The sequence below is a fragment of the Synechococcus sp. NOUM97013 genome (assembly GCF_014279815.1).
GTDB lineage: Bacteria > Cyanobacteriota > Cyanobacteriia > PCC-6307 > Cyanobiaceae > Synechococcus_C.
Genome location: NZ_CP047941.1, coordinates 656,461 through 679,729 on the forward strand (window position 1 = coordinate 656,461; position 23,269 = coordinate 679,729).

General features: G+C 62.1%; 24 protein-coding genes, 1 tRNA gene and 1 other RNA gene. 9 read left to right on the forward strand and 17 right to left on the reverse strand.

The features are described from left to right. Window positions 1-96: 96 nt before the first annotated feature. A complete protein-coding gene (locus tag SynNOUM97013_RS13705; protein WP_255442934.1) occupies window positions 97-354 on the reverse strand; it encodes a hypothetical protein in 258 nt (85 codons plus the stop codon). A 195-nt stretch (window positions 355-549) separates the two neighbouring features. On the opposite strand from SynNOUM97013_RS13705, the gene SynNOUM97013_RS03365 reads away from it, so the two are divergent. Beyond that, the gene (locus SynNOUM97013_RS03365) at window positions 550-1,308 is read left to right on the forward strand and encodes a sugar transferase (RefSeq protein WP_186480774.1); all 759 of its coding nucleotides are present in this window, start codon (window positions 550-552) and stop codon (window positions 1,306-1,308) included. A gap of 49 nt (window positions 1,309-1,357) precedes the next feature. Here the strand turns inward: SynNOUM97013_RS03365 and cbiB are convergent, their stop codons facing one another. The 6 genes from cbiB to SynNOUM97013_RS03395 form a co-directional block, all read right to left on the reverse strand. After that, window positions 1,358-2,428 carry an adenosylcobinamide-phosphate synthase CbiB gene (cbiB, locus tag SynNOUM97013_RS03370; RefSeq protein ID WP_186480775.1) on the reverse strand — a complete coding sequence of 357 codons (1,071 nt, stop codon included), beginning with the start codon at window positions 2,426-2,428 and terminating at the stop codon, window positions 1,358-1,360. Further along, on the reverse strand, window positions 2,425-3,504 hold the full coding sequence (locus SynNOUM97013_RS03375; RefSeq protein ID WP_255442935.1) for a hypothetical protein: 1,080 nt from the start codon (window positions 3,502-3,504) through the stop codon (window positions 2,425-2,427). The genes cbiB and SynNOUM97013_RS03375 overlap by 4 nt, the downstream gene beginning before the upstream one ends. A gap of 97 nt (window positions 3,505-3,601) precedes the next feature. Next, window positions 3,602-4,597 (reverse strand): ketol-acid reductoisomerase, encoded by a 996-nt coding sequence (gene ilvC / locus SynNOUM97013_RS03380; protein WP_186480776.1) that lies wholly within the window; start codon window positions 4,595-4,597, stop codon window positions 3,602-3,604. 56 nt (window positions 4,598-4,653) lie between these two features. After that, entirely contained in the window at window positions 4,654-5,256 is a 603-nt protein-coding gene (locus SynNOUM97013_RS03385; protein WP_186480777.1) for an ATP-dependent Clp protease proteolytic subunit, read from the reverse strand. Between the two features lie 62 nt (window positions 5,257-5,318). Continuing rightward, window positions 5,319-5,990 (reverse strand): ATP-dependent Clp protease proteolytic subunit, encoded by a 672-nt coding sequence (locus SynNOUM97013_RS03390; RefSeq protein WP_186480778.1) that lies wholly within the window; start codon window positions 5,988-5,990, stop codon window positions 5,319-5,321. A 29-nt stretch (window positions 5,991-6,019) separates the two neighbouring features. Next, window positions 6,020-7,174, reverse strand: coding sequence for a PIN/TRAM domain-containing protein (locus SynNOUM97013_RS03395; protein ID WP_186480779.1), 1,155 nt, complete (start codon window positions 7,172-7,174; stop codon window positions 6,020-6,022). Between the two features lie 71 nt (window positions 7,175-7,245). Between SynNOUM97013_RS03395 and SynNOUM97013_RS03400 the strand changes: the two genes are divergently transcribed. Beyond that, complete coding sequence (locus tag SynNOUM97013_RS03400; protein WP_186480780.1) at window positions 7,246-8,508, forward strand: coproporphyrinogen-III oxidase family protein; 1,263 nt, start codon at window positions 7,246-7,248, stop codon at window positions 8,506-8,508. Here the strand turns inward: SynNOUM97013_RS03400 and panB are convergent. After that, window positions 8,420-9,238 carry a 3-methyl-2-oxobutanoate hydroxymethyltransferase gene (gene panB, locus SynNOUM97013_RS03405; RefSeq protein ID WP_186480781.1) on the reverse strand — a complete coding sequence of 273 codons (819 nt, stop codon included), beginning with the start codon at window positions 9,236-9,238 and terminating at the stop codon, window positions 8,420-8,422. The genes SynNOUM97013_RS03400 and panB overlap by 89 nt on opposite strands. Before the next feature lie 44 nt (window positions 9,239-9,282). Here panB and ffs point away from each other — a divergent pair. Next, window positions 9,283-9,379: signal recognition particle sRNA small type (gene ffs, locus SynNOUM97013_RS03410), an RNA gene on the forward strand. Between the two features lie 63 nt (window positions 9,380-9,442). On the opposite strand, the gene ftsZ is transcribed toward ffs, so the two are convergent. The 5 genes from ftsZ to miaB form a co-directional block, all read right to left on the reverse strand. Beyond that, window positions 9,443-10,603: a cell division protein FtsZ gene (ftsZ, locus tag SynNOUM97013_RS03415; RefSeq protein ID WP_186480782.1), complete on the reverse strand. Its 1,161-nt coding sequence runs from the start codon at window positions 10,601-10,603 to the stop codon at window positions 9,443-9,445. 72 nt (window positions 10,604-10,675) lie between these two features. Then, on the reverse strand, window positions 10,676-11,530 hold the full coding sequence (locus SynNOUM97013_RS03420) for a cell division protein FtsQ/DivIB (protein WP_186480783.1): 855 nt from the start codon (window positions 11,528-11,530) through the stop codon (window positions 10,676-10,678). Next, the gene (locus SynNOUM97013_RS03425; protein ID WP_186481394.1) at window positions 11,530-11,940 is read right to left on the reverse strand and encodes a hypothetical protein; all 411 of its coding nucleotides are present in this window, start codon (window positions 11,938-11,940) and stop codon (window positions 11,530-11,532) included. Before SynNOUM97013_RS03425 ends, SynNOUM97013_RS03420 begins: the two co-directional genes overlap by 1 nt. Before the next feature lie 25 nt (window positions 11,941-11,965). Continuing rightward, window positions 11,966-13,027 carry a D-alanine--D-alanine ligase family protein gene (locus tag SynNOUM97013_RS03430; RefSeq protein WP_186480784.1) on the reverse strand — a complete coding sequence of 354 codons (1,062 nt, stop codon included), beginning with the start codon at window positions 13,025-13,027 and terminating at the stop codon, window positions 11,966-11,968. A gap of 38 nt (window positions 13,028-13,065) precedes the next feature. Continuing rightward, complete coding sequence (gene miaB / locus SynNOUM97013_RS03435) at window positions 13,066-14,460, reverse strand: tRNA (N6-isopentenyl adenosine(37)-C2)-methylthiotransferase MiaB (protein ID WP_186481395.1); 1,395 nt, start codon at window positions 14,458-14,460, stop codon at window positions 13,066-13,068. 97 nt (window positions 14,461-14,557) lie between these two features. Between miaB and SynNOUM97013_RS03440 the strand changes: the two genes are divergently transcribed. Both SynNOUM97013_RS03440 and SynNOUM97013_RS03445 read left to right on the forward strand, forming a co-directional pair. Next, window positions 14,558-15,640 (forward strand): dipeptide epimerase, encoded by a 1,083-nt coding sequence (locus SynNOUM97013_RS03440; protein WP_186480785.1) that lies wholly within the window; start codon window positions 14,558-14,560, stop codon window positions 15,638-15,640. After that, a complete protein-coding gene (locus SynNOUM97013_RS03445) occupies window positions 15,640-16,701 on the forward strand; it encodes a DUF1611 domain-containing protein (RefSeq protein ID WP_186480786.1) in 1,062 nt (353 codons plus the stop codon). The genes SynNOUM97013_RS03440 and SynNOUM97013_RS03445 overlap by 1 nt, the downstream gene beginning before the upstream one ends. Window positions 16,702-16,723: 22 nt before the next feature. On the opposite strand, the gene SynNOUM97013_RS03450 is transcribed toward SynNOUM97013_RS03445, so the two are convergent. After that, window positions 16,724-16,796, reverse strand: a tRNA-His gene (locus SynNOUM97013_RS03450). Window positions 16,797-16,840: 44 nt separating this feature from the next. Between SynNOUM97013_RS03450 and SynNOUM97013_RS03455 the strand changes: the two genes are divergently transcribed. The 3 genes from SynNOUM97013_RS03455 to SynNOUM97013_RS03465 are packed head-to-tail and all read left to right on the forward strand — an operon-like array spanning window position 16,841 to window position 19,906. Beyond that, on the forward strand, window positions 16,841-17,269 hold the full coding sequence (locus SynNOUM97013_RS03455) for a DUF4359 domain-containing protein (protein WP_186480787.1): 429 nt from the start codon (window positions 16,841-16,843) through the stop codon (window positions 17,267-17,269). Between the two features lie 5 nt (window positions 17,270-17,274). Next, window positions 17,275-18,564 carry an amidohydrolase family protein gene (locus tag SynNOUM97013_RS03460; RefSeq protein ID WP_255442936.1) on the forward strand — a complete coding sequence of 430 codons (1,290 nt, stop codon included), beginning with the start codon at window positions 17,275-17,277 and terminating at the stop codon, window positions 18,562-18,564. Window positions 18,565-18,574: 10 nt separating this feature from the next. Beyond that, complete coding sequence (locus SynNOUM97013_RS03465; protein WP_186480789.1) at window positions 18,575-19,906, forward strand: FAD-binding oxidoreductase; 1,332 nt, start codon at window positions 18,575-18,577, stop codon at window positions 19,904-19,906. Here SynNOUM97013_RS03465 and SynNOUM97013_RS03470 read toward each other — a convergent pair. The 3 genes from SynNOUM97013_RS03470 to SynNOUM97013_RS03480 form a co-directional block, all read right to left on the reverse strand. Further along, entirely contained in the window at window positions 19,896-20,420 is a 525-nt protein-coding gene (locus SynNOUM97013_RS03470) for a pentapeptide repeat-containing protein (protein WP_186480790.1), read from the reverse strand. The genes SynNOUM97013_RS03465 and SynNOUM97013_RS03470 overlap by 11 nt on opposite strands. Before the next feature lie 23 nt (window positions 20,421-20,443). After that, entirely contained in the window at window positions 20,444-21,613 is a 1,170-nt protein-coding gene (locus tag SynNOUM97013_RS03475) for a folylpolyglutamate synthase/dihydrofolate synthase family protein (RefSeq protein WP_186481396.1), read from the reverse strand. A 69-nt stretch (window positions 21,614-21,682) separates the two neighbouring features. Then, entirely contained in the window at window positions 21,683-22,903 is a 1,221-nt protein-coding gene (locus SynNOUM97013_RS03480) for an aspartate aminotransferase family protein (protein WP_255442937.1), read from the reverse strand. Between the two features lie 221 nt (window positions 22,904-23,124). Between SynNOUM97013_RS03480 and SynNOUM97013_RS03485 the strand changes: the two genes are divergently transcribed. Then, window positions 23,125-23,268 (forward strand): hypothetical protein, encoded by a 144-nt coding sequence (locus SynNOUM97013_RS03485; protein ID WP_186469305.1) that lies wholly within the window; start codon window positions 23,125-23,127, stop codon window positions 23,266-23,268. The last annotated feature ends 1 nt before the right edge of the window (window position 23,269 follow it).

Consider the following 23,269-nt stretch of genomic DNA (forward strand, 5'->3'; position numbering starts at 1 on the left):
TTATGATTTTATTTAATCAGTGCGATCTTTTTGTTTGGGATGCGCGTTGAACTTAAATTTATTTGTTGTGTGATCTCGAGATTCAATCGGCATTGATCATGAGTGGAAGAGTAAAACCAATCCTTTGGTGACTTGATGAAACTCCCGTTCTTCTCGGCTGAGATCTAGGCCAACTTTGAGGCCTTCAGTCAGTGCTTCTTCAAAGGGGGGTGTCGATGGAGCGTTGTCCCCGTGCCAGAGTGCAGCAATGCCTACTGGAGTGGCGTGCCAGTGGAAATGATCGGTCTCTCCGATGGGCGGTTCCGCGAGGGATTCATCGAGGAGTCCGTTGAGTGAAGTGCTGGTGAAAGCCATGCGCCAAGCATCGTGAGCTGGGCGACTGACGGCAACGGCCTGAGAAACTTCTTGACTATGCGGTCGCGTTCTGAGACCTTGTTGGATCTGGCCTGTGGACGGCCTTTGTCCCTGTGCCGTTGCCGTTTCTGGCCCTTGGTACCTGACGAACGCAAGGCTTTGAGGTTGATTGGAGTGAGACAAGAGGGACAGTTTTTGGCGAGTTCCTCGCGTCGTTCAGGTCTTCCGACAACACCCTCAAAGCTGAGGCGCCAGGCGTCACGTCGCCACCTCGCTTTAATTTCTGCACCACCTTCGAGCCTTCCGGCAGTTTCGCTGGTGCGTCGTCAGAGCCGCTTAGGTCGCTCCCTGAAGCGCACTGGTGATGTGTTGTTTTCGATGGCTGTTCTCGGAATCGGGTCGCCTCTGTTCTTGCTGCTCGCTGCTCTGGTCAAGCTCAGTTCTCCGGGACCTGTTTTTTACGTTCAAAAGCGAGTCGGACGGGGATACCGCCGCTTTGGGTGCATCAAGTTCCGCACCATGCGCCCTGATGCAGATGCTGTGCTGGCCCAGGTGTTGGAGCGATCTCCTTCGATGCGTGAGGAATTCGAGCGCGATTTCAAGCTGCGTGATGATCCCCGCATCACTCCGATCGGTCGCTTCCTGCGTCGCTCCAGTCTGGATGAGCTTCCACAGTTTCTCAATGTTCTGCGCGGCGAGATGAGCGTGGTCGGTCCCCGCCCGATCGTTGCCAAGGAGATTGAGCGTTATGGCATGTACATGGATGAGGTGCTCGCGGTTCGACCTGGCTTGACTGGACTCTGGCAGGTCAGTGGACGCAACAACCTCAGCTACCCGAAACGGGTTCGCTTGGATCTGGCCTATGCCCGAGGCCGTTCGGTGCTGCTCGATCTGGCCATCATCCTGCGCACTTTTGGTGTGTTACTTCTCCCGATGGATCGAGGCGCCTACTGATCTGCCTCTGATCGGTACTGCTTTTGCTGAGAGGTCGAACGCTCATCAGCTACGAGAGCCAGAGGGTGCATCCGAGCGCCATCAGCAGCCAGAGCATTTCCAATCTCCTGCTGAGATTGAGGATGGTTTCCACACTTTGCTTGCTGGCGCCTTGGAAGCCATTCCCGAGCAATGGCTTGTCAACCCAGCCAGCCTCGTATCGGTTCCGACCCCCGAGTTGCACTTCGGCGCAGTGGGCATAAATCGCTTCGGAGCGTCCGGCATTGGGAGAAGGGTCATGCTGCCCATCGCGCTCTGCGGCCAGCACGAGCGATGCCCATCGGTCAATGGTTTGACTGACCAGAGGCAGGGTCAGCATCACCAGTCGACAGGGGATCCATATCAGCAGGTCATCCAGACGCGCACCTGCCGTGCCAAGCCAGCGCAGGCGTCCCTTGCGGTAACCCAGCATGGAATCCAGTGTGCTGGCTGCTTTGAACGACCAGGCCAGAGCGAGCGGCCCCGGTGCGTTCGTCAGTCCCGCTGACCAGAGCCCAAGCCCCACGAGCATCCAGAACAAGGGCGCGAACAGGCCATCCACGGCATTTTCACTGGCCGTTTCCGCTGTGGCGCGGAGGATCTCGTCCACGCTGAGCTCCGTGGTGTCACGGCCCACGATCCAGCTGAGACGTTGACGGGCCTCGATCGGCTCTGCATTTCGCTCGGCTGGAAGGGCCTGAAGCACGCGGCGAGCTCCGTCTTCCAGGCTTTTTCCGGCCAGGGCGCTGGCCAGGGCTAGAACCCAGCACGCGCTGGCAAGAATGTTGACCCAGCCATGGCTGCCGGCACTGTCTCCCAGAAACTGTTGTCCTGGTAGCAGTTCTCCAAGCATCAATTGTTCCAGCAGCCAACCACTGATTCCGCTCCCCATTACCAGCGTGACGGTGATGAGGTACCCGGCGATCGATAGCTTGAGCGGCTGATCCATTGCCCAGTTCTCGGCTTTCAGGCGCATCTGTTTGATGCCCCAGCCCATCACGACCACGGGATGGAGCCAGCTGGCTGGATCGCCAATGCTGCGATCCAGCACCGCTGCCAGAAGAATGCCTGTCGCTGCAAGCGTTGACGTCTGCAAGCTCATGTCGGTGTTGCATGTCGGCTCTGCGTGATGGCCAGAGTGATGAACCCTGCTGACACCAGTGGCAGGGCCACTACCAGGTTCAGCACTTGGCAGATCAAGCCCAGGCCGATGCTCCCCACCAGGCCGCCGACGGCCCCCGACCGCACTAGCACCTGCCAGCGCATGGGCTCATCGCCCAGTGGTGTCATTCGTTCAACCAGCGCGGCATCGCTCACCGCCGCCAGCACTCCGATCGGTACAAACAGCAGCACTGCGAACCAGGGGGGCACTGCTGCCTGGCTGAGCAGCAACAGGGCGCAGATCAGCACGTAGGGCAGCCAGCGCGGCAGTCGAGGCGTCCACCGACTGATCGCTCTGCCCAGTCCATAGGCCGCCAGCACCATGCCGAAGTCGAAGCACTTGCCGCCATCGATCTCCCGCACCCACAGAGCCAGCAGAGCGAACAAACCACCCATGACCAGCCCTTGAAGGGAACAGGATCGATTCCAGGGCAGTGGGTTGGAGACCTTGGTCGCCGTTGGCATCGGGCTCGCTTGTGGCGCCGGCTGTGAAGACACCACAGCGAGAGGCAGCAGCAGGACTAGGGCAGGCAGAAACTGACGCAGGGCGGGAAACAACAGAGCGGCCAGCAGGTTTCCAATTAGGGACCCGATTTCCTGACTGCTGCGCAAGCGCTTCATCGAGCTGCCGGCTTCATCAATCAGTTGTCGCTGCAGGGGGAGAGCTGAGATTTCCTGGCCGATCTGGAACAGCAACACAGCAGCGAAGCTGCCAAGCAGCAGCAGTGTTTTGTATTCACCCATCGGCTTGAGGGCCAGGCTCACGCCCAACAGAATCAGCACACCCACAATCTGAAGCCAGTAGCCGCGTGCTGTTCGCTTCAGCTGCAGCAGAAAGGGCAATGCACCCAGGGCTGGAAGCAAGGTGTTCAGGAGCGGTGATGCGGTGATGCCACTCACCATCCATGCGGTTGCCGCCAGCGACAAATTGGCCCCTGCCTGGGCAGAACCTTGCAGCAGCATGGGTGATGCAGGCAATCGGGCGTTCATCGTCGACTTGATCGATGCATCACTCATCGATCACCTTGCCGAGTGCTGAGGCCGCGCGCATGGCTGTAGTCGTTGCGAAGCTGGCGCGCCATGCACCAGCTTCGCTGAGACCTATGACTCAGGTTCAGGAGGCCTTCAGCCAGCTGAACATCGAGCGCAGGCCCTTGCCCACCTCTTCGATCTTGTGACCGCGGTCGCGCTCACGGATCTTGTTCATTTCAGGCTTGCCGGCATCGCATTCGGCCACGAAGTTCTTGGCGAAAGTGCCGTCTTGGATGTCGCCGAGAATCCGCTTCATCTCTGCCTTGGTGTCGGCGGTGATCAGGCGGGGACCACTGACGTAGTCACCGTATTCAGCGGTGTTGGAGATGGAATCGCGCATGGAGCTCAGGCCGCCTTTGACCATCAGATCCACGATCAGCTTTACTTCGTGCAGACACTCGAAGTAGGCCAGCTCAGGCTGGTAACCCGCTTCCACCAGAGTCTCGAAACCGGCCTTCACAAGCTCGGACAGACCACCACAGAGCACGGCCTGCTCTCCGAAGAGATCGGTTTCGGTCTCTTCCTTGAAGTTGGTTTCCAGGATGCCGGCGCGGGTGCCGCCGATGCCTTTGGCGTAGGCCATGGCGAGGCCACGGGCATTACCGGAGGCGTCCTGTTCGATGGCGAAGAGGGCAGGCACGCCCTGACCGTTCTGGTATTCCCAGCGCACGGTGTGTCCAGGGCCCTTGGGGGCGATCATCACCACGTCCACATCCGCGGGAGGCTTGATCAGCTCGAAGCGGATGTTGAAACCATGCGCAAAGCTCAGCACCTTGCCAGCGCTGAGATGGGGAGCGATTTCCTTCTCGTAGACGTCCTTCTGGAATTCATCGGGCAGCAGCACCATGATCCAGTCGGCTTTGGCGGAGGCATCAGCCACGCTCAGCACCTCGAGGCCGTCGGCTTTGGCTTTCTCCGCGGAGCGGCTGCCGTCATACAGGCCAACCACCACGTTCACGCCGCTGTCCTTGAGGTTCAAGGCATGGGCGTGACCCTGGGAGCCGTAGCCGATGATGGCAACCGTTTTGCCATTGAGCAGCGAGAGATCGGCGTCGGAGTCGTAAAAAAGCTGAGCCATCCGGGCGATGAACGTGGAGCTGAGTAACGACCGAGCTTACGCAAGCGCCTGTTCGATCAAGCTTCGTTGGGATGCGAGATCACACGATCGATCAGCCCGTAGTCCTTGGCTTCTTCACTGCTGAGGAAGTAGTCACGGTCGGTGTCTTTCTCGATCTTTTCGAAGCTCTGGCCGCTCATGTCCGCCATTGAACGGTTGAGCATCTCTTTCATGCGCAGAATTTCACGCGCCTCGATTTCGATATCACTGGCCTGGCGCTGGGCGGTGCCACCCAGGGGCTGGTGAATCATGATGCGGCTGTGGGGCAGAGCTAAGCGCTTGCCTTTGGTGCCGGCAGCGAGCAGGAATGCTCCCATCGATGCCGCCAGTCCCACACAGATGGTGACCACGTCACTTTTGACGTATTGCATGGTGTCGTAGATGGCCAGGCCGGCCGTAACCGAACCACCGGGGGAGTTGATGTAGAGATAGATCGGCTTGCTGCTGTCCTCAGAGTCGAGGTAGAGCATTTGCGCCACAAGGCTGTTGGCGACCGCATCATTCACCTCGGATCCGAGGAACAGAATGCGTTCGGCGCCTAGGCGCGTGTAGATGTCGACCCAGCGCTCCATCTGGCTGCCAGGAAGTCGGTAGGGGACGCTGGGGGTTCCGATGGGCATGGCTGGTGTTGTGAGTGCTGTGGGTCGGGGTTGGGGAGAAGCTGAAAGTGGGTGGCGTCGGATCAGGCGGCCGGAACAGGAGCCGGTAGCTCCTTGCGGCTGCTGAGCACGCGATCAATCAGGCCGTAGTCCTTGGCCTGCTCGGGGGTGAGATAGCTCATCCGGTCGGAGTCCTTGGAGAGTTCCTCGACACTGCGTCCGGTGTTGGTGGACAGAATTTCCAGCATCGCCCGCTTGTTATGAAGCACTTCCTTGGCGCGGATCTGAATGTCCGTGGCTTGGCCTTGCGCGCCACTGCGCGGTTGGTGCAACACGATGGAAGCGTGGGGCAGCGCCGCACGCTGGCCTTTGGTGCCAGCGGAGAGGATCACAGCGGCAGTGCCCATGGCCTGACCGATGCAGATCGTGTGGATGGGAGGTTTGATGTATTGGAGGGTGTCGCAGATGGCGAAGGCTTCGGTTTCAAAGCCGATGGCATCCCCTGTGTACCAGCTGGTGCCAGTGGAGTTGATGTAGAAGTAAATCGGCTTTTCTGGGTTGTCGAATTCCAGATAAAGCAACTGCGCAATGATCAGTTCGGTGACGTCCAGACCCACCTGACGCTTGGTGTCGTCATCTGAGAACAAGGGCAGACCGAGATAGACAATTCGCTCTTTCAGCAACAGAGACGGCAGGTCCGGTGGCGGGGTCCGCATCACCGATGAATCGCCGTAGTAAGGAGCTGATGTGGTCATCCGAGCGCACCGCCTTGGGTGGCTGGAGCCTAGCGGGATCCTGAGGTTGGACGCTCATTGCGCTTGGTTTTGCGGGCGGTTTTTCCCGTGGCTGTCCCCTTGGTTGTGCTGACCGGTGTTCCCTCCTGGTTGAGTCGTCCGAACACCATGCGTCCACTGGGGTTCTGAAGGGCGCCAGTGATCACCACCGAGCGGCGTTCTCCAATGGCTTCGCGGGCGTTTTCCACTACCACCATCGTGCCGTCTTCGAGGTAGGCCACGCCCTGGTGGTCTTCCTTGCCTTCCCTGACAATCTTGAGATTCAGCTCGTCGCCGGGTTGCACTTCCGGCCGCAGGGCGATCACCAGTTCGCTCAGATTCATCACCTTGAGCTTCTTGACGCGGGCTACCTGCGCCAGGTTGAAGTCAGCGGTCACCAGGGTGCCGCCGGTGTCTTCCGTGAGCTGAAGGAGACGATCGTCGGTGCCGTTGCCGTCGTAGCGGGTGGTGTTGATCACCAGGCGTTTGTCGTAGGCCTCGCGCAGCTCGTTGAGCAACTTGAGTCCTCGTCGGCCTTTGCCGCGTTTTTCCAGGTTGTTGGAGTCGGCCAGCTGTTGCATCTCATCGATGACCGTCTCTGCCACGATCACCTTTCCTTCCAGCAGGCCGCAGCCGATCATTCCGCGAATGCGGCCATCGATGATCACGCTCGTGTCGAGGATCTTGGCCGTAGCAGGCGTCAGCACCCCATCAGCCACCAGCAGGGCTTCGGTTGAGGTGGGGTTGAACAGGCGCAGCAGGGTGCGGCCATGCACTTCAGCGAGGTTGTAACCCAGCACGCCGAAAAACACATTGCTGAGAATGGCGGCCAGCGGTTTGACCAGGGAACTGGCACCGGCCAGGGGCAGCAGAAGGATGGGCGCCAGCAGCAGATTGGCCACGAGCAGGCCAAGGATCAGACCCACGGCCCTGCTGATCAGCAGATCAGTGGGCATGGTCCGCACCTGATTCATCAGTTGCTGGCGCAGTCCGCGGAACACCCGACCCGCTATCAGCCCCACCACTGCACCGGCAGCGCTTAGGCCCAGACGCACCTGTTGAGGATTGACGTCATCCAGAAGTTCCTGCGGGAGCAGGTGCACGCCCATCCATCCGGTGGCTGCACCGGAAATCAGGAACAGAATGATGATGAGCGCTTCAACCATGGTGATCGGTTCTCGCTGCTCAGTCGACTTGCAGGCAGCATGCACCATCTTGTCTTGAATGGCTCGGGATGATGACCGCACCCGCGCCTCGAAGCGCCTACATCCACATTCCCTTCTGCCATCGGCGTTGCTTTTACTGCGACTTCGCCGTCGTGCCGCTGGGTGATCAGGCCGACGCCTCCGGAGGCCCCGGCAGTCGGTCGATCGCGCTCTACCTCGAGCAGTTGCTCGAGGAGATCAGCCTGTCGCCTGCAGGCCCGCCCTTGGCGACGGTGTATATCGGCGGTGGAACTCCATCGCTGCTCACCCCTCTCCAGGTCGGTCAGGTGCTGAAGGCCCTGCGTCGGCGGTTTGGGCTGCAAAGCGGAGCGGAGATCAGCCTGGAGATGGATCCCGCCAGTTTTGGGCGGCTGGATCTCGACGCCCTCACTCAGCAGGGGGTCAATCGGGTGAGCCTGGGTGGACAGAGCTTTGACGATGCGGTCCTGGCGTCCTTGGGACGTCGCCATCGCCGTGCGGACCTGCTGGAGGCTTGCGCCTGGTTGCAAGCAGCGGTTGTTCAGGGGCGCCTCGCCAGCTGGAGTCTGGATCTGATCCGCAACCTGCCTGATCAGACGGACGCGGCCTGGGCGGATCAGCTGGAACAAGCTCTTGCGTCGAAGGCTCCCCATCTCTCCATTTACGACCTCAGCCTGGAGCCCGGCACGGTGTTTTCCCGCTTGGAACAGCGCGGTGATCTGCAGATGCCCGATGAGGATGGTGCGGCGGATCGCATCGCTGCCACCAGCGAGCGGCTGTCACGTGCTGGCTACTGCCGCTACGAGATTTCCAATTTCGCTTTGCCGGGTCACGCCTCCCGTCACAACAGGGTTTATTGGAGTGGTGCCGGTTGGTGGGGCTTCGGGTTGGGGGCCACCAGTGCTCCTTGGGGTGAACGCTTGGCCCGTCCTCGCACCCGTGAGTCCTATGCGGACTGGCTGAAGGAGCAGCGCCTGCGAGGCCCGGACCGTTCATTGGTACAGGCCACGGCCTCACCGCTGTCTCTGGAGGATCGCTTGCTGGTGGGCCTGAGACGGCATGAAGGCGTCGATCTGATGCGTCAGGCAGGCTGCTGTGGTTGGAGTGCAGCGGACTGTCGACGTTGGTTGCCTTTGCTGGAGCAGCGATGGGAGCCGTTTCGGCAGACCGGGTTGATGCAATGCCATGGATCCCGGTGGCGTCTCAGCGATCCTCTGGGCATGGCCGTCAGCAATGCGGTGCTGGTGGAGCTGGTGGCGTGGTGGGAGGAGGTGTCTGTTGACGCTGTTCCTTCAGCCAGCTCTGCAGGGCTGTGATGCCAAGGCCACGACCATCCATCCGAGCCTGGCTGAAGGGGGGTTGTGAGGCTGTGAGTCCGAGCAGGTCTGCTGTCACGCTGACCTGTCCATCACAATCCGGCCCGGCACCAATGCCGATCACGGGGATGCTGAGTTGACGCCTGACGCGCCCGGCAAGCTCCTTCGGGACGTGCTCCAGCACCATGGCGAAGCACCCGGCTGACTCCAGTTCCTTTGCTTGCTGGAGCAGACGGTCTTGGCTGCGGGGATCCTGGGCCTGCCGCCTGTACCCCAGACGGTGAACGGCTTGAGGTGTGAGGCCCAGATGGCCCATCACGGGAATGCCGGTGCGCACCAACCGTTCGATCACTGCAACGGTCTCCGGTTCGGCGCCTTCCACCTTCACGCCGGCCGCATCGGACTGCTTCAGAAGGCTTCCTGCAGCTGCGACTGCGCGATCGAGACCGCACTGATAGCTCAGAAACGGCAGATCGGTGATCACCAGCGGTTGCTCCGCCAGCGGTTGACTGAAGCCCCGACAGACCGCCTGCGTGTGCAGCAGCATTTGCTCGAGTGTGACCGGCAGTGTGGTGCTGTGGCCGAGGCTGACCATCGCCAGGGAGTCACCCACCAGCACCACGTCAGCGCCGGCAGCTTCCACAAGGGATGCGCTCAGGGCATCCCAGGCCGTGAGCATGGTGATCGTTTGCCCGGTCTGCTTGAACCGGATCAGGTCGGAGGCGCGCAACCGATTGTTCGAACCAGCGGACGTCCATTGCTAGCATTGCAACCGACTCGGACCCATGCGGTCCGGACGCCCAAACCTGGTCAGAACCGGAAGGCAGCAGCCACACGGGATGCTCAGGACAGGCGTGGTCTCCGGGTCACCAAATTCAAGCTCTGAACCGGACGCACGGGTTCAGAGCGATCGGGGATACGACTGTGATCGCGATCAGTTGATCGAATCAGCGTCGTTGCGTTGCTGACGCTGGCGCAAAAATTCAGGAATACGAGCGCCGGAATCCTGCGCATCCGCTGCTGCAAACGTCGACGTCGTCGAACGGGGAACGTTGCGCTCCGTTCGGTAGGGCTGGCCGTTCTCAAAGCCGGTGGCGATCACCGTTACGTGAATCTCACCCTCGAGGCGCTCATCCACCACGGCTCCAACAATGATGTTGGCTTCTGGATCGACCACGTCGTAGATCACTTCCGAGGCACTGGTCATGTCCTCGAGGGTCATGTCGCGGCCGCCGCTGATGTTGATCACACAACCCTTGGCACCATCGATGCGTGCAGCCTCCAGTAAGGGGCTGTTGATGGCGGTCTGAGCCGCTTCGATGGCACGGGACCGGCCTGATCCCACGCCGATGCCGAGCAGGGCTGTGCCGGCTTCGGTCATGACGGAGCGCACATCGGCGAAGTCAACATTCACCAGGCCAGGGCAGGTGATGATGTCGGTGATGCCTTTGACACCCATCCGCAGGACGTCATCCGCGCTGCGGAAGGCTTCCTGCAGTGGGGCACTGCCGATGGCATCGCGGAGACGGTCGTTGGGAATCACGATCAAGGTGTCCACGTGCTCTGCCAGTCGAGCAATGCCTTCATCGGCCTGGCGCATGCGTCGGCGGCCTTCGAATCCGAATGGCTTGGTGACGATGCCCACGGTGAGCGCACCACTTTCCTTGGCGACCTCTGCCACCACTGGTGCCGCTCCAGTGCCGGTGCCGCCACCCATTCCCGCTGCGATGAACACCAGGTCCGCGCCCTGGAGTGCTTGCTGAAGATCAGCGCGGGATTCTTCTGCAGCTTTCTGACCAATGCTGGGATTGCCGCCGGCACCCAGGCCGCGGGTCAGGGTCTGACCGAGCTGGACTCGGTTGTCTGCTGATGACTGCAGCAGAGCCTGTGCATCCGTGTTGAGCACCCGATAGGCCACGCCCTCCAGATCGCTCTGAATCATTCGATTCACGGCATTGCTGCCACCGCCACCGACGCCGATCACTTCGATCCGAGCGGACTGGCTAGGGCTAATCCCCGCTGATTCAGGAGAAGGGGACATTTGACCGCTCACCATCTCCATCTTTGGCTTTGAACCATTGAGCTGCGTGTGCATTATGTCCCTGCGGGTGAACTTCGCCGAGTTCTGAGCACACTCGTTGCTGTTTCTGAAATCTGCAACCGGGGGTCAGGGTTTGCTCGTTTTCGGGTCTGCAGCTGCTTTGGGGTCCGGTTTCAGTTGCAGTTCCGGTTTCGAGGGATCCGAAAGATCGATGGCATCGTTGGTCTGCCCCCGCAGGTTGTCCGGCAGGCTGCTGGATAGCAAAGCGATGGTGTTCAGCTGCTGGTTCAGCAGTTTTTGATTGGAGCCGAGCTTGATCAGGCCCAGAGCTTTGGTGCGCAGGCTGATGTCGCCATCCGGGGCGATCTGAATCAAGAGCAGAGGACTGCCGAGCTGATCCTGACGCTCCAGCAAGGACGCGATGACGGCCCGTCGACTGGGAATCCATCCCTCGACGCGAACCGCTGTTGCCGGCGCTTCGCCTTGGCGCGCCACGGTGAGCGGCATCCAGTTGCCTTCGCGATCCACCATGCCCTGTTCCCTGCCGCGAGCGCCGGTTCGGCTGGCGGCGGCAATCGGACGCCGGTCCTCCAGGGCGATGTCAAGGCCAGGCGGCAGCAGGCGACGTTGCACGGAAACCGACTGAACGGGGAGTTCCGCCATCAGTCGCCGTTCCAATCGTGCGGGTTCGAGCGTGATCAGTGGGCGTGGGAAGCGCAGGCCGGCGGCCTGGACGACCGCATCTCGGCCCAAGCGGGTGCTTCCCTCAACCGTGATTTGCTTCGGTGATCGCAGACTCCAGCCGGCACCCACCAGCAGCCAGGCCAGTGCTGCAGCGCTGCCGCTGAAGACCGTGATCCGCCAGATCTGAACCAACCGGTCGCGTCGCCGTTCTTGGCGCAGCCGGCGGCGACGTTCGACGCCGGGAGGCAAAGGACCTGTGCTTCGGCGTTCACGCGCTCCTGGCTTGGTACGCGCCATCACAGATCGCAGCGAGCCTTTGCCATCAATTGATTCATCCAGCCTCGGGCCCGTTCCGCATCGGAGAACGGAACATCCATCTGCTGGTTCTCACCGATCAAACGCAGTCGGCATTGCCCCTGGGATTCATCGGCCAGTGGGGCTTCGCCGGAGGCAAGCGACATCAGTTCCACTACCTCCAGGCTTTTGATCACGAAGCGCCCTTCCTCCTTGAAACTGCCTGCGTGGAAGCTGCTCCAGCACAGTTCCCCGTCCTTGAGCTTGGCGGCGCCACAGCCATCGAGCTTGGCCAGTTCCGCGGAGTCGCTCCACACCCGGAAGAGGTTCTGGCGCCGACGTTCCAGCCAGCCAAGAGCGGCCAGCATCACGAATGCCAGCAGCAGCGGGATCCAGAGCAATCCATGCATCATTGCGGCGGCAGCAGCGGCAGTCGGCTCATTCTCGCGCTGACTCCACCAGCTCCGCCACCAGCTGTGGCAAACCAATGCCGGAGGCTTCCCACAACGTGGGATACATGCTCTGTGACGTGAAGCCGGGAAGGGTGTTGATTTCGTTCAGCCAGATCTGACCCTTCTCTTCGTCGTAGAACACATCCACCCTGGCCTGGCCATAGGCATGGACTGCCCGGCAGGCGCGGATTGCCATCGCCTGGATCTGTTGCGTGACCGAAGCAGGCAGTGGCGCTGGGATCAGCGTGTGGCTGAGCCCTTCGGTGTATTTCGTCTCGTAGTCGTACCAGTCGGAGTCGAAGCGCACTTCCCCCACCACCGATGATTTGAGCGTGCTGCGGCCGAGCACGGCACATTCCAATTCCCGCGCGTTCACGCCTTGCTCCACCACGACGCGGGGATCGAGTCTGGCGGCCTGGTTCAGCCCTTCCAGCAGTTCATCGCGATTGCGAACCTTGCTGATGCCCACGGATGAACCGAGGTTGGCGGGCTTCACGAAACAGGGGTAGCCGAGTTCGGCTTCCAGACGGTTCAGTAAACGTTCCAGCTGTTCGGGATCCTGCAATTCGGACGCATTCAGGCCCACGTAAGGAACCTGTGGAATGCCGGCCGCGGCGAAGGCTGCCTTCATCGCCAGTTTGTCCATTCCTACGGCGGAACCGAGCACGCCGGAGCCGACGAACGGTTGTTGCATCAGGGTGAACAGGCCTTGCACGGTTCCGTCTTCACCGTTGGGCCCGTGCAGCACCGGATACCAGACGTCGATGCTGTCGGCGTCCACAGGAATCCGGCGCAACCCGCGAGCGGGAAGTGGTTCGGGCAGTTCCGCCGTTTCAAGTGCTTGCCCCTGGTTCAGCACTTGGTCAGCCACGGATTCTGGCCACCAACGACCGTCGCGGTCGATGTAGATGGGGACCACCTGAAACCGCTCTTGATGACTCGGGTCGGATAGGCCACGGATCACGGTCGTTGCCGATCGGATCGACACGTCATGTTCACCGGATGCCCCTCCGAACACCACGCCAACGCGGAGAGGGGAAGTCGGCATGGTCTGGCCGTTGACGGTAAAAGCGAAACCGAAAGGTATCAGCTGTGCACGGGAGTGCCACTGAGAGAGAAGGAGCGCACGGCATCGATGTGCACATTCACCAGATCACCGGCCTGATAACGCCGGCCATCAGCTCCGGTTGCACTGAAGAAGGTGAGTCGGTTGGTGCGGGTCCGTCCCATCAGCTGGGTGGGGTCCTTCGGGTTGATGCCTTCCGCCAGCACTTCTTCGGTGCGGCCTTCGTAGCGGGCATTCGCCTTGCGGGCGCACTGCTCCACCAGGGCATTGATCTCCTTCAGCCGTGCCACCTTCACCTCTTCCGGCAGTTGGTTGTCCCAGTCCGCCGCCGGTGTATTAGGGCGAGGGGAGTAGGCGGCCGTATTCACTTGGTCGAAGCCGATCTCTTCGATCAGATCCAGGGTGCGTCGGTATTGCGCATCGGTCTCGCCAGGGAAGGCCACGATCACATCGGCGCTTAACGAGGCGTCGGGCATCCGTTCACGGATGTAATCGATGATCCGCCTGTAGCGCTCCACGGTGTAGCCCCGGGCCATCGCTTGCAGCACCTCGTTGTCGCCGCTCTGAAACGGGATGTGGAAGTGCTCGCACAATTTCGGTAGCTCGGCACAGGCGTCAATCAGGCGATTGGTGAAATAGCGCGGGTGGCTCGTGGCGAAACGAATGCGTTCAAGCCCCTCCACGTCGTGGACGTGATGGAGGAGATCTGTGAGCGTGTGCTGCCGGCGTCCTTCCGGGGTGATGCCGGGCAGATCCCGCCCATAGGCATCAATGTTCTGCCCCAGCAGGGTGATCTCCTTGTAGCCCTGGGCCGCGAGGCCTTCCATCTCGAGCTTGATGGCCTCTGGAAGTCGTGACTGCTCCTTGCCGCGCACCGACGGGACGACGCAGTAGGTGCAGCGTTCGTTGCAGCCGTAAATCACGTTCACCCAGCCGCAGATGCTGCTGTCGCGCCGGGCTGTAGTGATGTCTTCGAGGATGTGGTGGTCTTCGGTGGCGACCACCTGTTGGCCGCTGTCCACCTGTGTCAGCAGGGTCTCCAGTCGGTTGGCGTGTTGCGGCCCCATCACAAGATCTAGCTCCGGCACTCGCCTGAGCAGGGATTCGCCCTCCTGTTGGGCCACACAGCCGGCCACCACCAAGGTGAGATTCGGGTTCGCCCGTTTGCGCTGCGCCTGACGGCCCAGGTAGCTGTAAACCTTTTGTTCGGCGTTGTCCCGGATCGTGCAGGTGTTGTAAAGCACCAGATCGGCATCCAGTTCGGCGCTGGCCTCCCGATAGCCCATGGATTGCAGAATCCCGGCCATCCGCTCGGAATCGGCCTTGTTCATCTGGCAGCCGAAGGTGGTGATCCAGTAACTGCCTCGCTCCTGGGTCGGCGTGGTGGCGGTGGAGACAGAGGCGGTAGCGGTCAAGGCGGAGGGCCGTCCCAGAGGCCGGCGGAAGGGAGAGCTGCTTTCAGTGTCGGACACCGGGGTCTTGTGTCAGTTTGAAGATCGGTGCGCCGTTGGCATGGGCTGGACTTTGCGTCGGTTTCCGCTCACTAAAGCGGTTCCTTTGGCCATCAGCCGGGGCACCACTGCAGCGGTTGAACGCCTGGAGCTACGTCTCGACCATGACGGCGTCATCGGTCGGGGCGAAACAGGTGGTCTCGACACCGGTCACCGCGCGTATCAGCTGGCCGGCATCGAGGCGGAGCTTCAGGCCTTATTGCCCAGTCTGAATGCCCTCAACCCTCGCAATCGTCATGGCTTTGACGCCTGCTTGAGCGGCTTGTCGCCGCCGGCTTGCTGTGCGGTGGATCTGGCCCTCTGGGACTGGTGGGGCAAGTCGTTGCAGCAGCCGATCTGGCGGCTCTGTGCCTTGGATGGATCGGTGGCGGTCGCCACCAGCGTCACGCTGGGCTTGGCCACGGTTGAGGCGGTGCTGCAGCGCCTGCAGCGCTGGTGGAACCAGCTGCCAGCCACCCGCATCAAGTTGAAGCTCGGCAGTCCAGATGGCCTGGATCACGATCGCGCCCTGCTGGTTGCCGTTGCCAAGTCGCTGGAAAACCGCAGGCAGGCAACCGGTGGGCCTGTGGAACTTCAGGTGGATGCCAATGGTGGTTGGTCGCTGGATCAGGCGAAAGCCATGGTTGTTGATCTGATGCGTGCTGATGTGGTGCTGCTGGAGCAGCCGTTGGCTGCGCAACAGGATCCCGAACGCGATGCTGCGGGCTTTGCGGCGTTGCAACCGGATTGCCCCTTGCCGCTCGTGGCCGATGAAAGCTGTTGGTCGCTTGAGGATTTGCTGCGCCTCGCGCCTCACGTCGATGGGGTGAATCTCAAGCTGCTGAAAACAGGAGGCTTGTCGGAAGCGTTGCTGATGGCCCGCGTTGCCCAGCGGTTGGATCTGGATCTGATGGTGGGCTGTTATTCCGACAGTTCGCTGCTCAACGGAGCAGCGGCCCAGTTACTGCCGTTCATCCGCTGGCCCGATCTGGACAGCCATCTCAACCTTGTGGATGACCCGTATATGGGCCTTGGGCTTGATGGGGACCGACTCAGGGTTCCCGCCGCCCCTGGACTCGGCATTGATCGTCAGGAGGGACGGTGATGCTGAAGGCGCAGGATCCCGTGGTGTTGCTGCAGCACGGTGGACTCGACAGCCTCACTGGCAAAACCGGTTTGGCGATGCTGCGGCATCGGCAAGGTCCGATTGTGGCGGTGATCGACCCCTCCCATGCCGGCCAACGGCTCCAGGACATCACCGGTATTCCCCGGTCCGTGCCGGTGGTTGCCGATCTGGCTGCTGCGCTCCCCTATGGCCCAAGTGTTGCGGTGGTCGGTCTGGCGCCCTCCGGTGGGGTGCTTCCGGAGGCGATGCGAGCGGATGTGCTGGCGGCACTCCAGGCCGGGCTGTCCATCGCCAGCGGTCTTCACACCCGGCTGGACGATGACCCTGCGCTGCATGCCGCGGTGCAGCCTGGTCGGTGGATCTGGGATCTTCGCCGGGAACCCGCGGCTGTTCAGGTGGCGCAAGCGCGCGCTGCCGACTTGTCCTGCCGGCGCGTGCTGGCCGTCGGTACGGATATGGCTGTTGGCAAGATGAGCGCCTGTCTGGCTGTGCATGAGGCGGCGCTCCGCGCCGGCGTGTCCTCAGCCTTTGTGGGCACCGGCCAGGCTGGGATCCTGATCAGTGGCACGGGAGTCCCCGTGGATGCGGTGCGCGTGGATTACGCCGCTGGCGCGGTCGAAGCCGCGGTGATGGAGGCCGCGTCAACGCTGCCCGAGACGGGACTGGTGCTCGTGGAAGGTCAGGGGTCGCTCTGCCATCCAGGCTCCACGGCCACCCTCCCCTTGCTTCGCGGCAGCCAGCCCACAGCCCTTTTGATGGTGCATCGGGCCTGCCAGACGCGCATCGAACGGGTTCCGCAGATTCCTCTGCCACTACTGCAGGATCTGATTGCACTCTGTGAGGCCTTGGCTGCCATCGGCCGTCCGATCGGTAGTGCACCTGCACCGAAAGTGCGGGCACTGGCCCTGAACACCGCGCGTCTGGACGAACCCGAGGCCACCGCCCTCAGTCGAGAGCTCAGCGACCAGCTCGGACTGGTCTGCAGAGATCCGATCCGCCATGGAGCGGAGGATCTGCTGGAGGCATTGCTGGCCCCATGACCCGAGGGTGATGAGGAGAGAGGGCGAGCGAGGGGATTCGAACCCCCGAATAGCGGCGCCACAAGCCGCTGCCTTAACCACTTGGCGACGCCCGCCGCGTCGGTAAGAATCTACCAATTCATCTCCACTGGCCACGCGCATGTCTTCGCCTCGTCGGCGCTGGCCTTCCGCAACTCTCGTTGCATCAGCGCTGCTGCTGGCTGGAAGCGGTGCTGCGCTGGCCTTCTCCAACCCGAGTCGCTCGGATTACAACGCCTTTGCTGGCCGTCAGTTGGTCAGCCTGGCGACGGAGGAAATCTGTCAAAGACAAGTGCTGCCCTTGGTGCTGCAGCTCTGGATCAGCGACTGTCCGCGCCTGATCGCCGATCAGGAACCAGTCCTGGCGACGCTTGCCGATCAATTCACCCGACGCTGGAATCTCGGACTGGCCAGCGTCTATGTGATCGAGGTTGGTGGCCAGGATCTTCTCCCGAGCCTTCGGCTTCCGAGCTACCGCGTCACCACCCTGGGAATTGCAGGTCAGTTTCTGGTGCTGAATGCTCATTCCAAGGATGGCGATCGTCGATGAGTTCGATGCTGCAGACCTCTCGCTCTGGTTCACTCAAGGCTCGCTGCCCCCGCTTGCTTCTCGAGACGGCCCTCGCGAGGGCCGTTGATCTTTCGAAGGCTGCGGGATCGGATGGTCTGATCCCCGTTTCGATCCGTTGGCATGAGGGGCTGATCGATGCGGTCGAGCCTGTACCGGACGCCGAGGGCCTGGTGTTGCCGCGGCTGGTGGAGCCTCACGCTCACCTGGATAAAGCCTTCTCCTGGAATGACTATCCCAATCCCGTCGGCACGTTTGCGGCGGCTTTGGCGGCCAACTTCAAAGAGCATCAGACGCGCACTCTTCAGAAGGTGCAGGCCCGTGGCGAGCGTGCACTTGCGTTGGCGTGGCGTCATGGGCTGAGAGCCGTGCGCAGCCATATCGACAGTCTCGGGCCGGGTGCTGCCTGCAGTTGGGAGGCGCTCACCGCTCTGCGAGAGCGATGGCGTGATCGGCTGGAGTTGCAGCTGGTAGCTCTCGTGCCGGTCGAGCACTGGGCGACCCCTGAGGGAGCGCAACTGGCAGGCACGGTGGCTGCGGCCGGTGGCGCCCTCGGTGGTTTCATTCAGCCCCCATGTCGAGGCCGGAACGAACGACAGGGCTTGCGACGGCTGCTGGAGCTTGCCAATCAGCATGGTTGCCTTGTCGACCTTCATATCGATGAGGCGTCGTCCCATCCAGCTGCAGGAATGCATCAGCTGCTGCGCACGATGGAGCGCATGGAGTTGTCGGTCCCGGTGACCTGCAGCCATGCCAGCAGCCTGGCGCTGTTGCGGGATGGCGCTCTGCGGCGTCTGGCTGATCGGATGGCGCGACAGAACCTGCAGGTGGTGGCCCTGCCGCTCACCAATGGTTGGTTGCTCGGCCGTCAAGGCGACACCACCCCCCTGCGTCGCCCGTTGGCACCGATCCGGCAGTTGCAGAACGCCGGTGTGCGTGTGGCTGTCGGTGGCGACAACGTTCAGGATCCCTGGTTCCCCGGTGGGCAGCTCGATCCCCTGGCTTTGATGGCGATGAGCCTGCCCCTCGCGCAGTTGGCCCCGTGGGATGACCACGGGTTGAAGCCCTTCTGCACCGATGCCGCTCAGCTGATGGGGCTGGCCTGGGATGGCGTGCTGCGCAACGGTGCTCCAGCGGATCTGATTCATCTCCCGCAAGGGGGGTGGCCGGAGTTGCTGGCCATCCCCAGCGCGCGGCGCGTGCTGGCTGGGGGACAGTGGGTTGACAATCAGTTTGTTGGCGATCAGTCGGTTGCCGATTCAACCGACAGTCCGTGAGGGGAACCTGATGCTGACCGATGCCATGCGAAGCGCGCTGACTGCCATCCCCGGCCTGAGCGTGCTGACCGAGCCGGACGACCTGGAGCGTTATTCACGCGATGCGTACGACTACTCGCCGGTGCTGCGGGAGCGCCTGGCGGAGTGTCGGGCTGATGTGGTGGTGCGCCCTGACAGCGTCGATGCGGTGGTGCAGGTGGCCGGGCTGTGCCACCGCCATGGGGTGCCACTCACTCTGCGCGGTTCGGGAACAGGCAATTACGGCCAGTGTGTGCCGCTCGAGGCCGGGGTGGTGATGCTGATGAGCCACCTGCGGTCCGTACGCGCCATCGATCCGGACACAGGCGACGTCACGGTGGAGTGCGGTTGTCTGCTCAAGGACCTGAACCGCGATCTGGTGGCCAAGGGGCGTCAGCTGCGGCTGATGCCGAGCACCTGGCGCAGCGCCACGATCGGTGGATTCATCGCTGGCGGCTCCGGTGGCATCGGGTCTGTGCGCTGGGGATTCCTGCGCGATCCCGGGCACTTGCTTGGGCTGGAGGTGGTGACGCTGGAGCCGGAGCCCCGAGTGCTTCAACTCGAGGCCTCCGAAGCGGAAGCGTTGAACCATGCCTACGGCACCAACGGCATCATCACGGCTCTGACGCTGGCCACGGCTCCGAATATTGCCTGGCAGGAACTGGTGGTGGACTGCCCCGACTGGTCTTCGGCTGTGGAGCTGGCGCGCCATTGCTGTGCTGCGGCCATCGACCTGCACTTGTGCACCGTGCTGGAGGCGGCGGTGGTGGAGCAGCTGCCCCAGTGGGATCTGCCCGTGTCAGCGAAGGACCGTCTGCTGCTACTTGTGTCGCCTGATGCAGTTAGCACCGTGCACCGATTGGCGACAGCAGCTGGAGCCGCCGTCACCCATCTGGGCTCCGAGGCCGATCGGCATGGCAATGGTTTGAAGGAGCTCACCTGGAACCACACCACCCTGCATCTGCGGCAACGGGATTCCTCTTGGACCTATCTGCAGATGCTGCTGCCCCAGCCCGAGCTCGCCTTCCTCGACAACCTCAAACAGGCCTGGGGAGATGATCTGCTCTGGCATCTGGAAGGTGTGCGTCAACAGGGGACCCAGCGATTGGCAGCCCTTCCTCTAGTGCGTTGGCGAGGGGCGGAAGCGCTGGAACGGCTGATCCAGCAATGCCGCGATCAGGGTGCGTTGATCTTCAACCCCCACGTGCTCACGGTGGAAGGTGGTGGTCTCGGTGTGATCGACGGCGATCAGGTGGCCGCCAAACACAATTTCGATCCTGCCGGTTTGCTGAATCCCGGCAAGCTCGGTGGTTTCAACAGTTGAGGCTGTCGCGGGTCAACACCCCCGTGACTGGATTGACGCCTTCGGCTTCCTGGCAGAGGCGCCGTTGATCATCGCGGTCGAGGAGGGCATCGCTGAAGTCAGCGCCCTCTACTTGGGCGCCGGCGAAGCTGCTGCCGGAGGCAATTACTCCCACCAGCAGGGCGTCCCGTAGATCTGTGCCGGTGAAGTCAGCGCGATCCATCAGCGCATCACTGAGGTCGGCGCCATGAAAATTGGCATCCGCAAAGGCCCCTTGCGTGAAGATCGCTCCTGACAGGTTGGTGTCGCTGAAATCAGCACCTCGGCCGACGGCACCGGCAAAGGAGGTGTTGGTGAGCTGCTGCCCGTGGAAGTCCACGTCGCTCTGGTTGGTCAGGGTGTAATCAACCCGGTCTTGGAACAGAGCTCGGTCTTGCAGTCCGACCCCGGCTGAGGTGTCGAGGGCGATGGCCGAGACCGGCATCAGCCAGAGCATCAGAGCGAATGCGGCAAGGGCCTTCAGCAGCGCGTGCATTGCATGGATCAGCGGCATGCCGTTCACTCTGCCTGCACCAGACCGATTTCCATGAGCTGCCCGATCAAATAGAGCGATCCGGCGATCACTGGAGCGGTGGGTGGCCATCCCTCAGCCTGCAGTTGCTGCAGGGCTTCAGCCGCGTCCACCGCGGCTTTCAGCTGATCGGCCTGCTGCGGACATTGCGCCTTCAGTTGCTCCGCACTCCAGCTCTGGTGACCCGGTACCGGCACGATCCACGCCTGATCGCCGGGATGCAGAAGCTGGTTGAGCATCTCCGGGGCTTGCTTGTGCGCCTGAATCGCCAGGATCCAGGTCTGTGGGGTTCCGTCGTCTGACCAGCGACGGCGTTCCTGGTCAAGTTGCACGGCCGCTGGTGGGTTGTGGGCACCATCCACACGCACGCGCAGTTCTTGCCAGCGCATCCACTGCAGCCGTCCTGGCCATCGTGCCGCTGCCAATCCTTCACGGATCGCTGCAGCGGAGATCGCCCCTGAGTCCTGCCCGATCCAGCGCAGCGCAGCAGCGGCCACAGCCGCGTTGCTCTGTTGCCAAAGGCCTGGCAGCCCCAGGGTCCAGGTTTCATCCAGCGGTTCCACCCATTCCAAGGTTCCGGCCATGGCGTTCACCCGCTGTTCAAGCACTGCCCGCACAGCAGCCAGTTGGGGACCACTCACCACGTGGGCGCCGGGACCGATGGCCGCGGCTTTCTCGGTGGCGATGGCCTGCAGAGTGGATCCAAGGTGCTCGCGATGGTCGAGACCAATGGAGGCCACGGCGATCAAGGGCCGGCGCGGGTGGGCCGTGGTGGCATCCAGGCGACCGCCAAGCCCAGCCTCCAGCACCAGCCAGTCGGGCTGTTGTTGATCGAAATGCACCAGTGCGGCGCAAATCAGTTGTTCGAAGGGCGTCAGACGACAGTCTTCGACCACGGGCTGCAGGGATTCCAGGAGGCTGCGCAGCGTTTCAATCCTGATCAAGGCGTTGTCGATCCGGATGCGTTCGCACCAGCTCACGAGATGGGGTGAGGTTGTCAGACCGGAACGCAGCCCCGCCGCCATCAGACCGTGATGGATCAAACAGGCGATCGAGCCTTTGCCATTGGTGCCCACCACCTGAACGGCGGGAATGGAGCCCGCGGGGCTCTGCAGGTGTTGCAGCGCTGCATGCATCCGCTCCAGGGAGAGATCCATGCCCCGGAGGTCAAATCGCGGCAGCAGGTCACTCAGGTCCTGCGGATGGGATGACGACGATCGCTCCACTCAGGTCACGCGGACCAGGGCCCGTTCCAGTCGCGTGAGCAGGATCTGCACTTCGCGGGAGCTGATCACCAACGCCGGCACCATCCGAATCACCTGGGCTCCGGCGGGGACCAGCAGCAACTGTTCCTCCAGGGCTGCTTTCACCACATCAATGGCCTGGATCCCGCAGTCGTCTTTCAGCACGAGTCCCTGCAGAAGGCCCCAGCCACGGCTCCCCTCCAGCTGGTCCGGATAGCGCTCCACCAGCCGGTTCAATCCGGCTCGCAGTTGGTCGCCGCGTTCGCGCACATTGCTGAGCAGATTGCGCCGTTCGATCTCGCTGGCCACCGTCAGCCCCGCACGACAGGCGAATGGATTGCCTCCAAAGGTGCTCGCGTGGTCACCGGGTTCGAACACATCGGCATTGCTTCGCACCATGAGTGCTCCCACGGCATGGCCGCCTCCGAGCCCTTTGGCCAGTGTCAGCGCGTCAGGGACCACGCCGAGTTGCTCATAACCCCAGAGCGTGCCGGTGCGACCCATGCCCACCTGCACTTCATCAAAGATCAGCAGGATGTCGCGGGCATCGCAGTGTTGGCGGATCGCCTTCATCACGGCAGGAACGCCCGGGTTCACGCCGCCTTCACCCTGCAGGGGTTCGATCAGCACGGCCGCCACGCGGGGCCCGTTCTGTTCAAGCCGTTCGAGCAGCTGTTCGAAATCAGCGAGGTCGTTGTAGGTGAAGAACTCAAACCCCTCGACCATGGGCTCGAAGCCTTGGTGATAGCGAGGTTGGCCTGTGGCGCTGACGGCAGCGAGCGTGCGTCCGTGGAAGCTTGCGGAAGCGGTGATGATCACCGGGCGATCAATGCCTCGCTTCTGGTGGCCGTGCTTGCGGGCCAGCTTGATGGCGGCCTCGTTGGCTTCAGCACCGGAATTGCAGAAGAAGACGCTGTCCGCACAGCTGTTGTTCACCAGCCACGCCGCCAGTTGTTCCTGTTCAGGGATTGCATAAAGGTTGGAGACGTGCTGGAGCCTGCGCAACTGACCTGTCAGGGCTTTGCGGATCGCTCGGTTGCTGTGGCCCAGGGTGCAGGTGGCAATGCCGGCGACAGCATCCAGGTGGCGTCGGCTCTGGTCATCCCACACCCAGCAGCCTTTGCCCCGGAGCAAGGCGATCGGGAAGCGGTTGTATGTGCCCATCACCGCGGCAGACGGAGTCACTGGCGAGGCATCCACCATGGATCTGTAAGGACTGGTCCCGGAAGGGATTGAACGTGGTGGCATTCTCCCGCAGCACCCTGCCGAATGCCTGAAGAGCTGCCGTCCCTCCTTGAAATTGATACGCAACCACCGTTGGGTTCGAAGGTGCGACCGTGCCGTGACTTGTCAGCAATTCCCCAATTGCTTGCATCACGGCTTCGGCACGGTTTCATGGCACCAACACAGTCGCCTCCGCTGGCATGTCCGAGCTTCTCAAGCGTCAGATTGAGCGACTTGAAACAGATATTGATCTCTCAACGGATTGGCTTGAAATCCGTTACCTGATGTCGGAGTTGGATCAGCTCAAAGCGTTGTACGAAGAGTCCGGCGCTGAGGCGGCCTAGT

Coding starts and splice junctions, on each gene's coding strand:
- SynNOUM97013_RS03460 (WP_255442936.1), top strand. CDS start 17,275: ATGCTGCAGACCTCTCGCTCTGGTTCACTCAAGGCTCGCTGCCCCCGC.
- cbiB (WP_186480775.1), bottom strand. CDS start 2,428: ATGAGCTTGCAGACGTCAACGCTTGCAGCGACAGGCATTCTTCTGGCA.
- ilvC (WP_186480776.1), bottom strand. CDS start 4,597: ATGGCTCAGCTTTTTTACGACTCCGACGCCGATCTCTCGCTGCTCAAT.
- SynNOUM97013_RS03475 (WP_186481396.1), bottom strand. CDS start 21,613: ATGGATCTCTCCCTGGAGCGGATGCATGCAGCGCTGCAACACCTGCAG.
- SynNOUM97013_RS13705 (WP_255442934.1), bottom strand. CDS start 354: ATGGCTTTCACCAGCACTTCACTCAACGGACTCCTCGATGAATCCCTC.
- SynNOUM97013_RS03400 (WP_186480780.1), top strand. CDS start 7,246: ATGACCGCACCCGCGCCTCGAAGCGCCTACATCCACATTCCCTTCTGC.
- SynNOUM97013_RS03425 (WP_186481394.1), bottom strand. CDS start 11,940: ATGATGCATGGATTGCTCTGGATCCCGCTGCTGCTGGCATTCGTGATG.
- SynNOUM97013_RS03395 (WP_186480779.1), bottom strand. CDS start 7,174: ATGGTTGAAGCGCTCATCATCATTCTGTTCCTGATTTCCGGTGCAGCC.
- SynNOUM97013_RS03385 (WP_186480777.1), bottom strand. CDS start 5,256: ATGCCCATCGGAACCCCCAGCGTCCCCTACCGACTTCCTGGCAGCCAG.
- SynNOUM97013_RS03470 (WP_186480790.1), bottom strand. CDS start 20,420: ATGCACGCGCTGCTGAAGGCCCTTGCCGCATTCGCTCTGATGCTCTGG.
- SynNOUM97013_RS03455 (WP_186480787.1), top strand. CDS start 16,841: ATGTCTTCGCCTCGTCGGCGCTGGCCTTCCGCAACTCTCGTTGCATCA.
- SynNOUM97013_RS03375 (WP_255442935.1), bottom strand. CDS start 3,504: ATGAGTGATGCATCGATCAAGTCGACGATGAACGCCCGATTGCCTGCA.
- SynNOUM97013_RS03440 (WP_186480785.1), top strand. CDS start 14,558: ATGGGCTGGACTTTGCGTCGGTTTCCGCTCACTAAAGCGGTTCCTTTG.
- SynNOUM97013_RS03465 (WP_186480789.1), top strand. CDS start 18,575: ATGCTGACCGATGCCATGCGAAGCGCGCTGACTGCCATCCCCGGCCTG.
- SynNOUM97013_RS03420 (WP_186480783.1), bottom strand. CDS start 11,530: ATGGCGCGTACCAAGCCAGGAGCGCGTGAACGCCGAAGCACAGGTCCT.
- ftsZ (WP_186480782.1), bottom strand. CDS start 10,603: ATGCACACGCAGCTCAATGGTTCAAAGCCAAAGATGGAGATGGTGAGC.
- SynNOUM97013_RS03445 (WP_186480786.1), top strand. CDS start 15,640: ATGCTGAAGGCGCAGGATCCCGTGGTGTTGCTGCAGCACGGTGGACTC.
- SynNOUM97013_RS03430 (WP_186480784.1), bottom strand. CDS start 13,027: ATGCCGACTTCCCCTCTCCGCGTTGGCGTGGTGTTCGGAGGGGCATCC.
- SynNOUM97013_RS03485 (WP_186469305.1), top strand. CDS start 23,125: ATGTCCGAGCTTCTCAAGCGTCAGATTGAGCGACTTGAAACAGATATT.
- SynNOUM97013_RS03480 (WP_255442937.1), bottom strand. CDS start 22,903: ATGGTGGATGCCTCGCCAGTGACTCCGTCTGCCGCGGTGATGGGCACA.
- SynNOUM97013_RS03390 (WP_186480778.1), bottom strand. CDS start 5,990: ATGACCACATCAGCTCCTTACTACGGCGATTCATCGGTGATGCGGACC.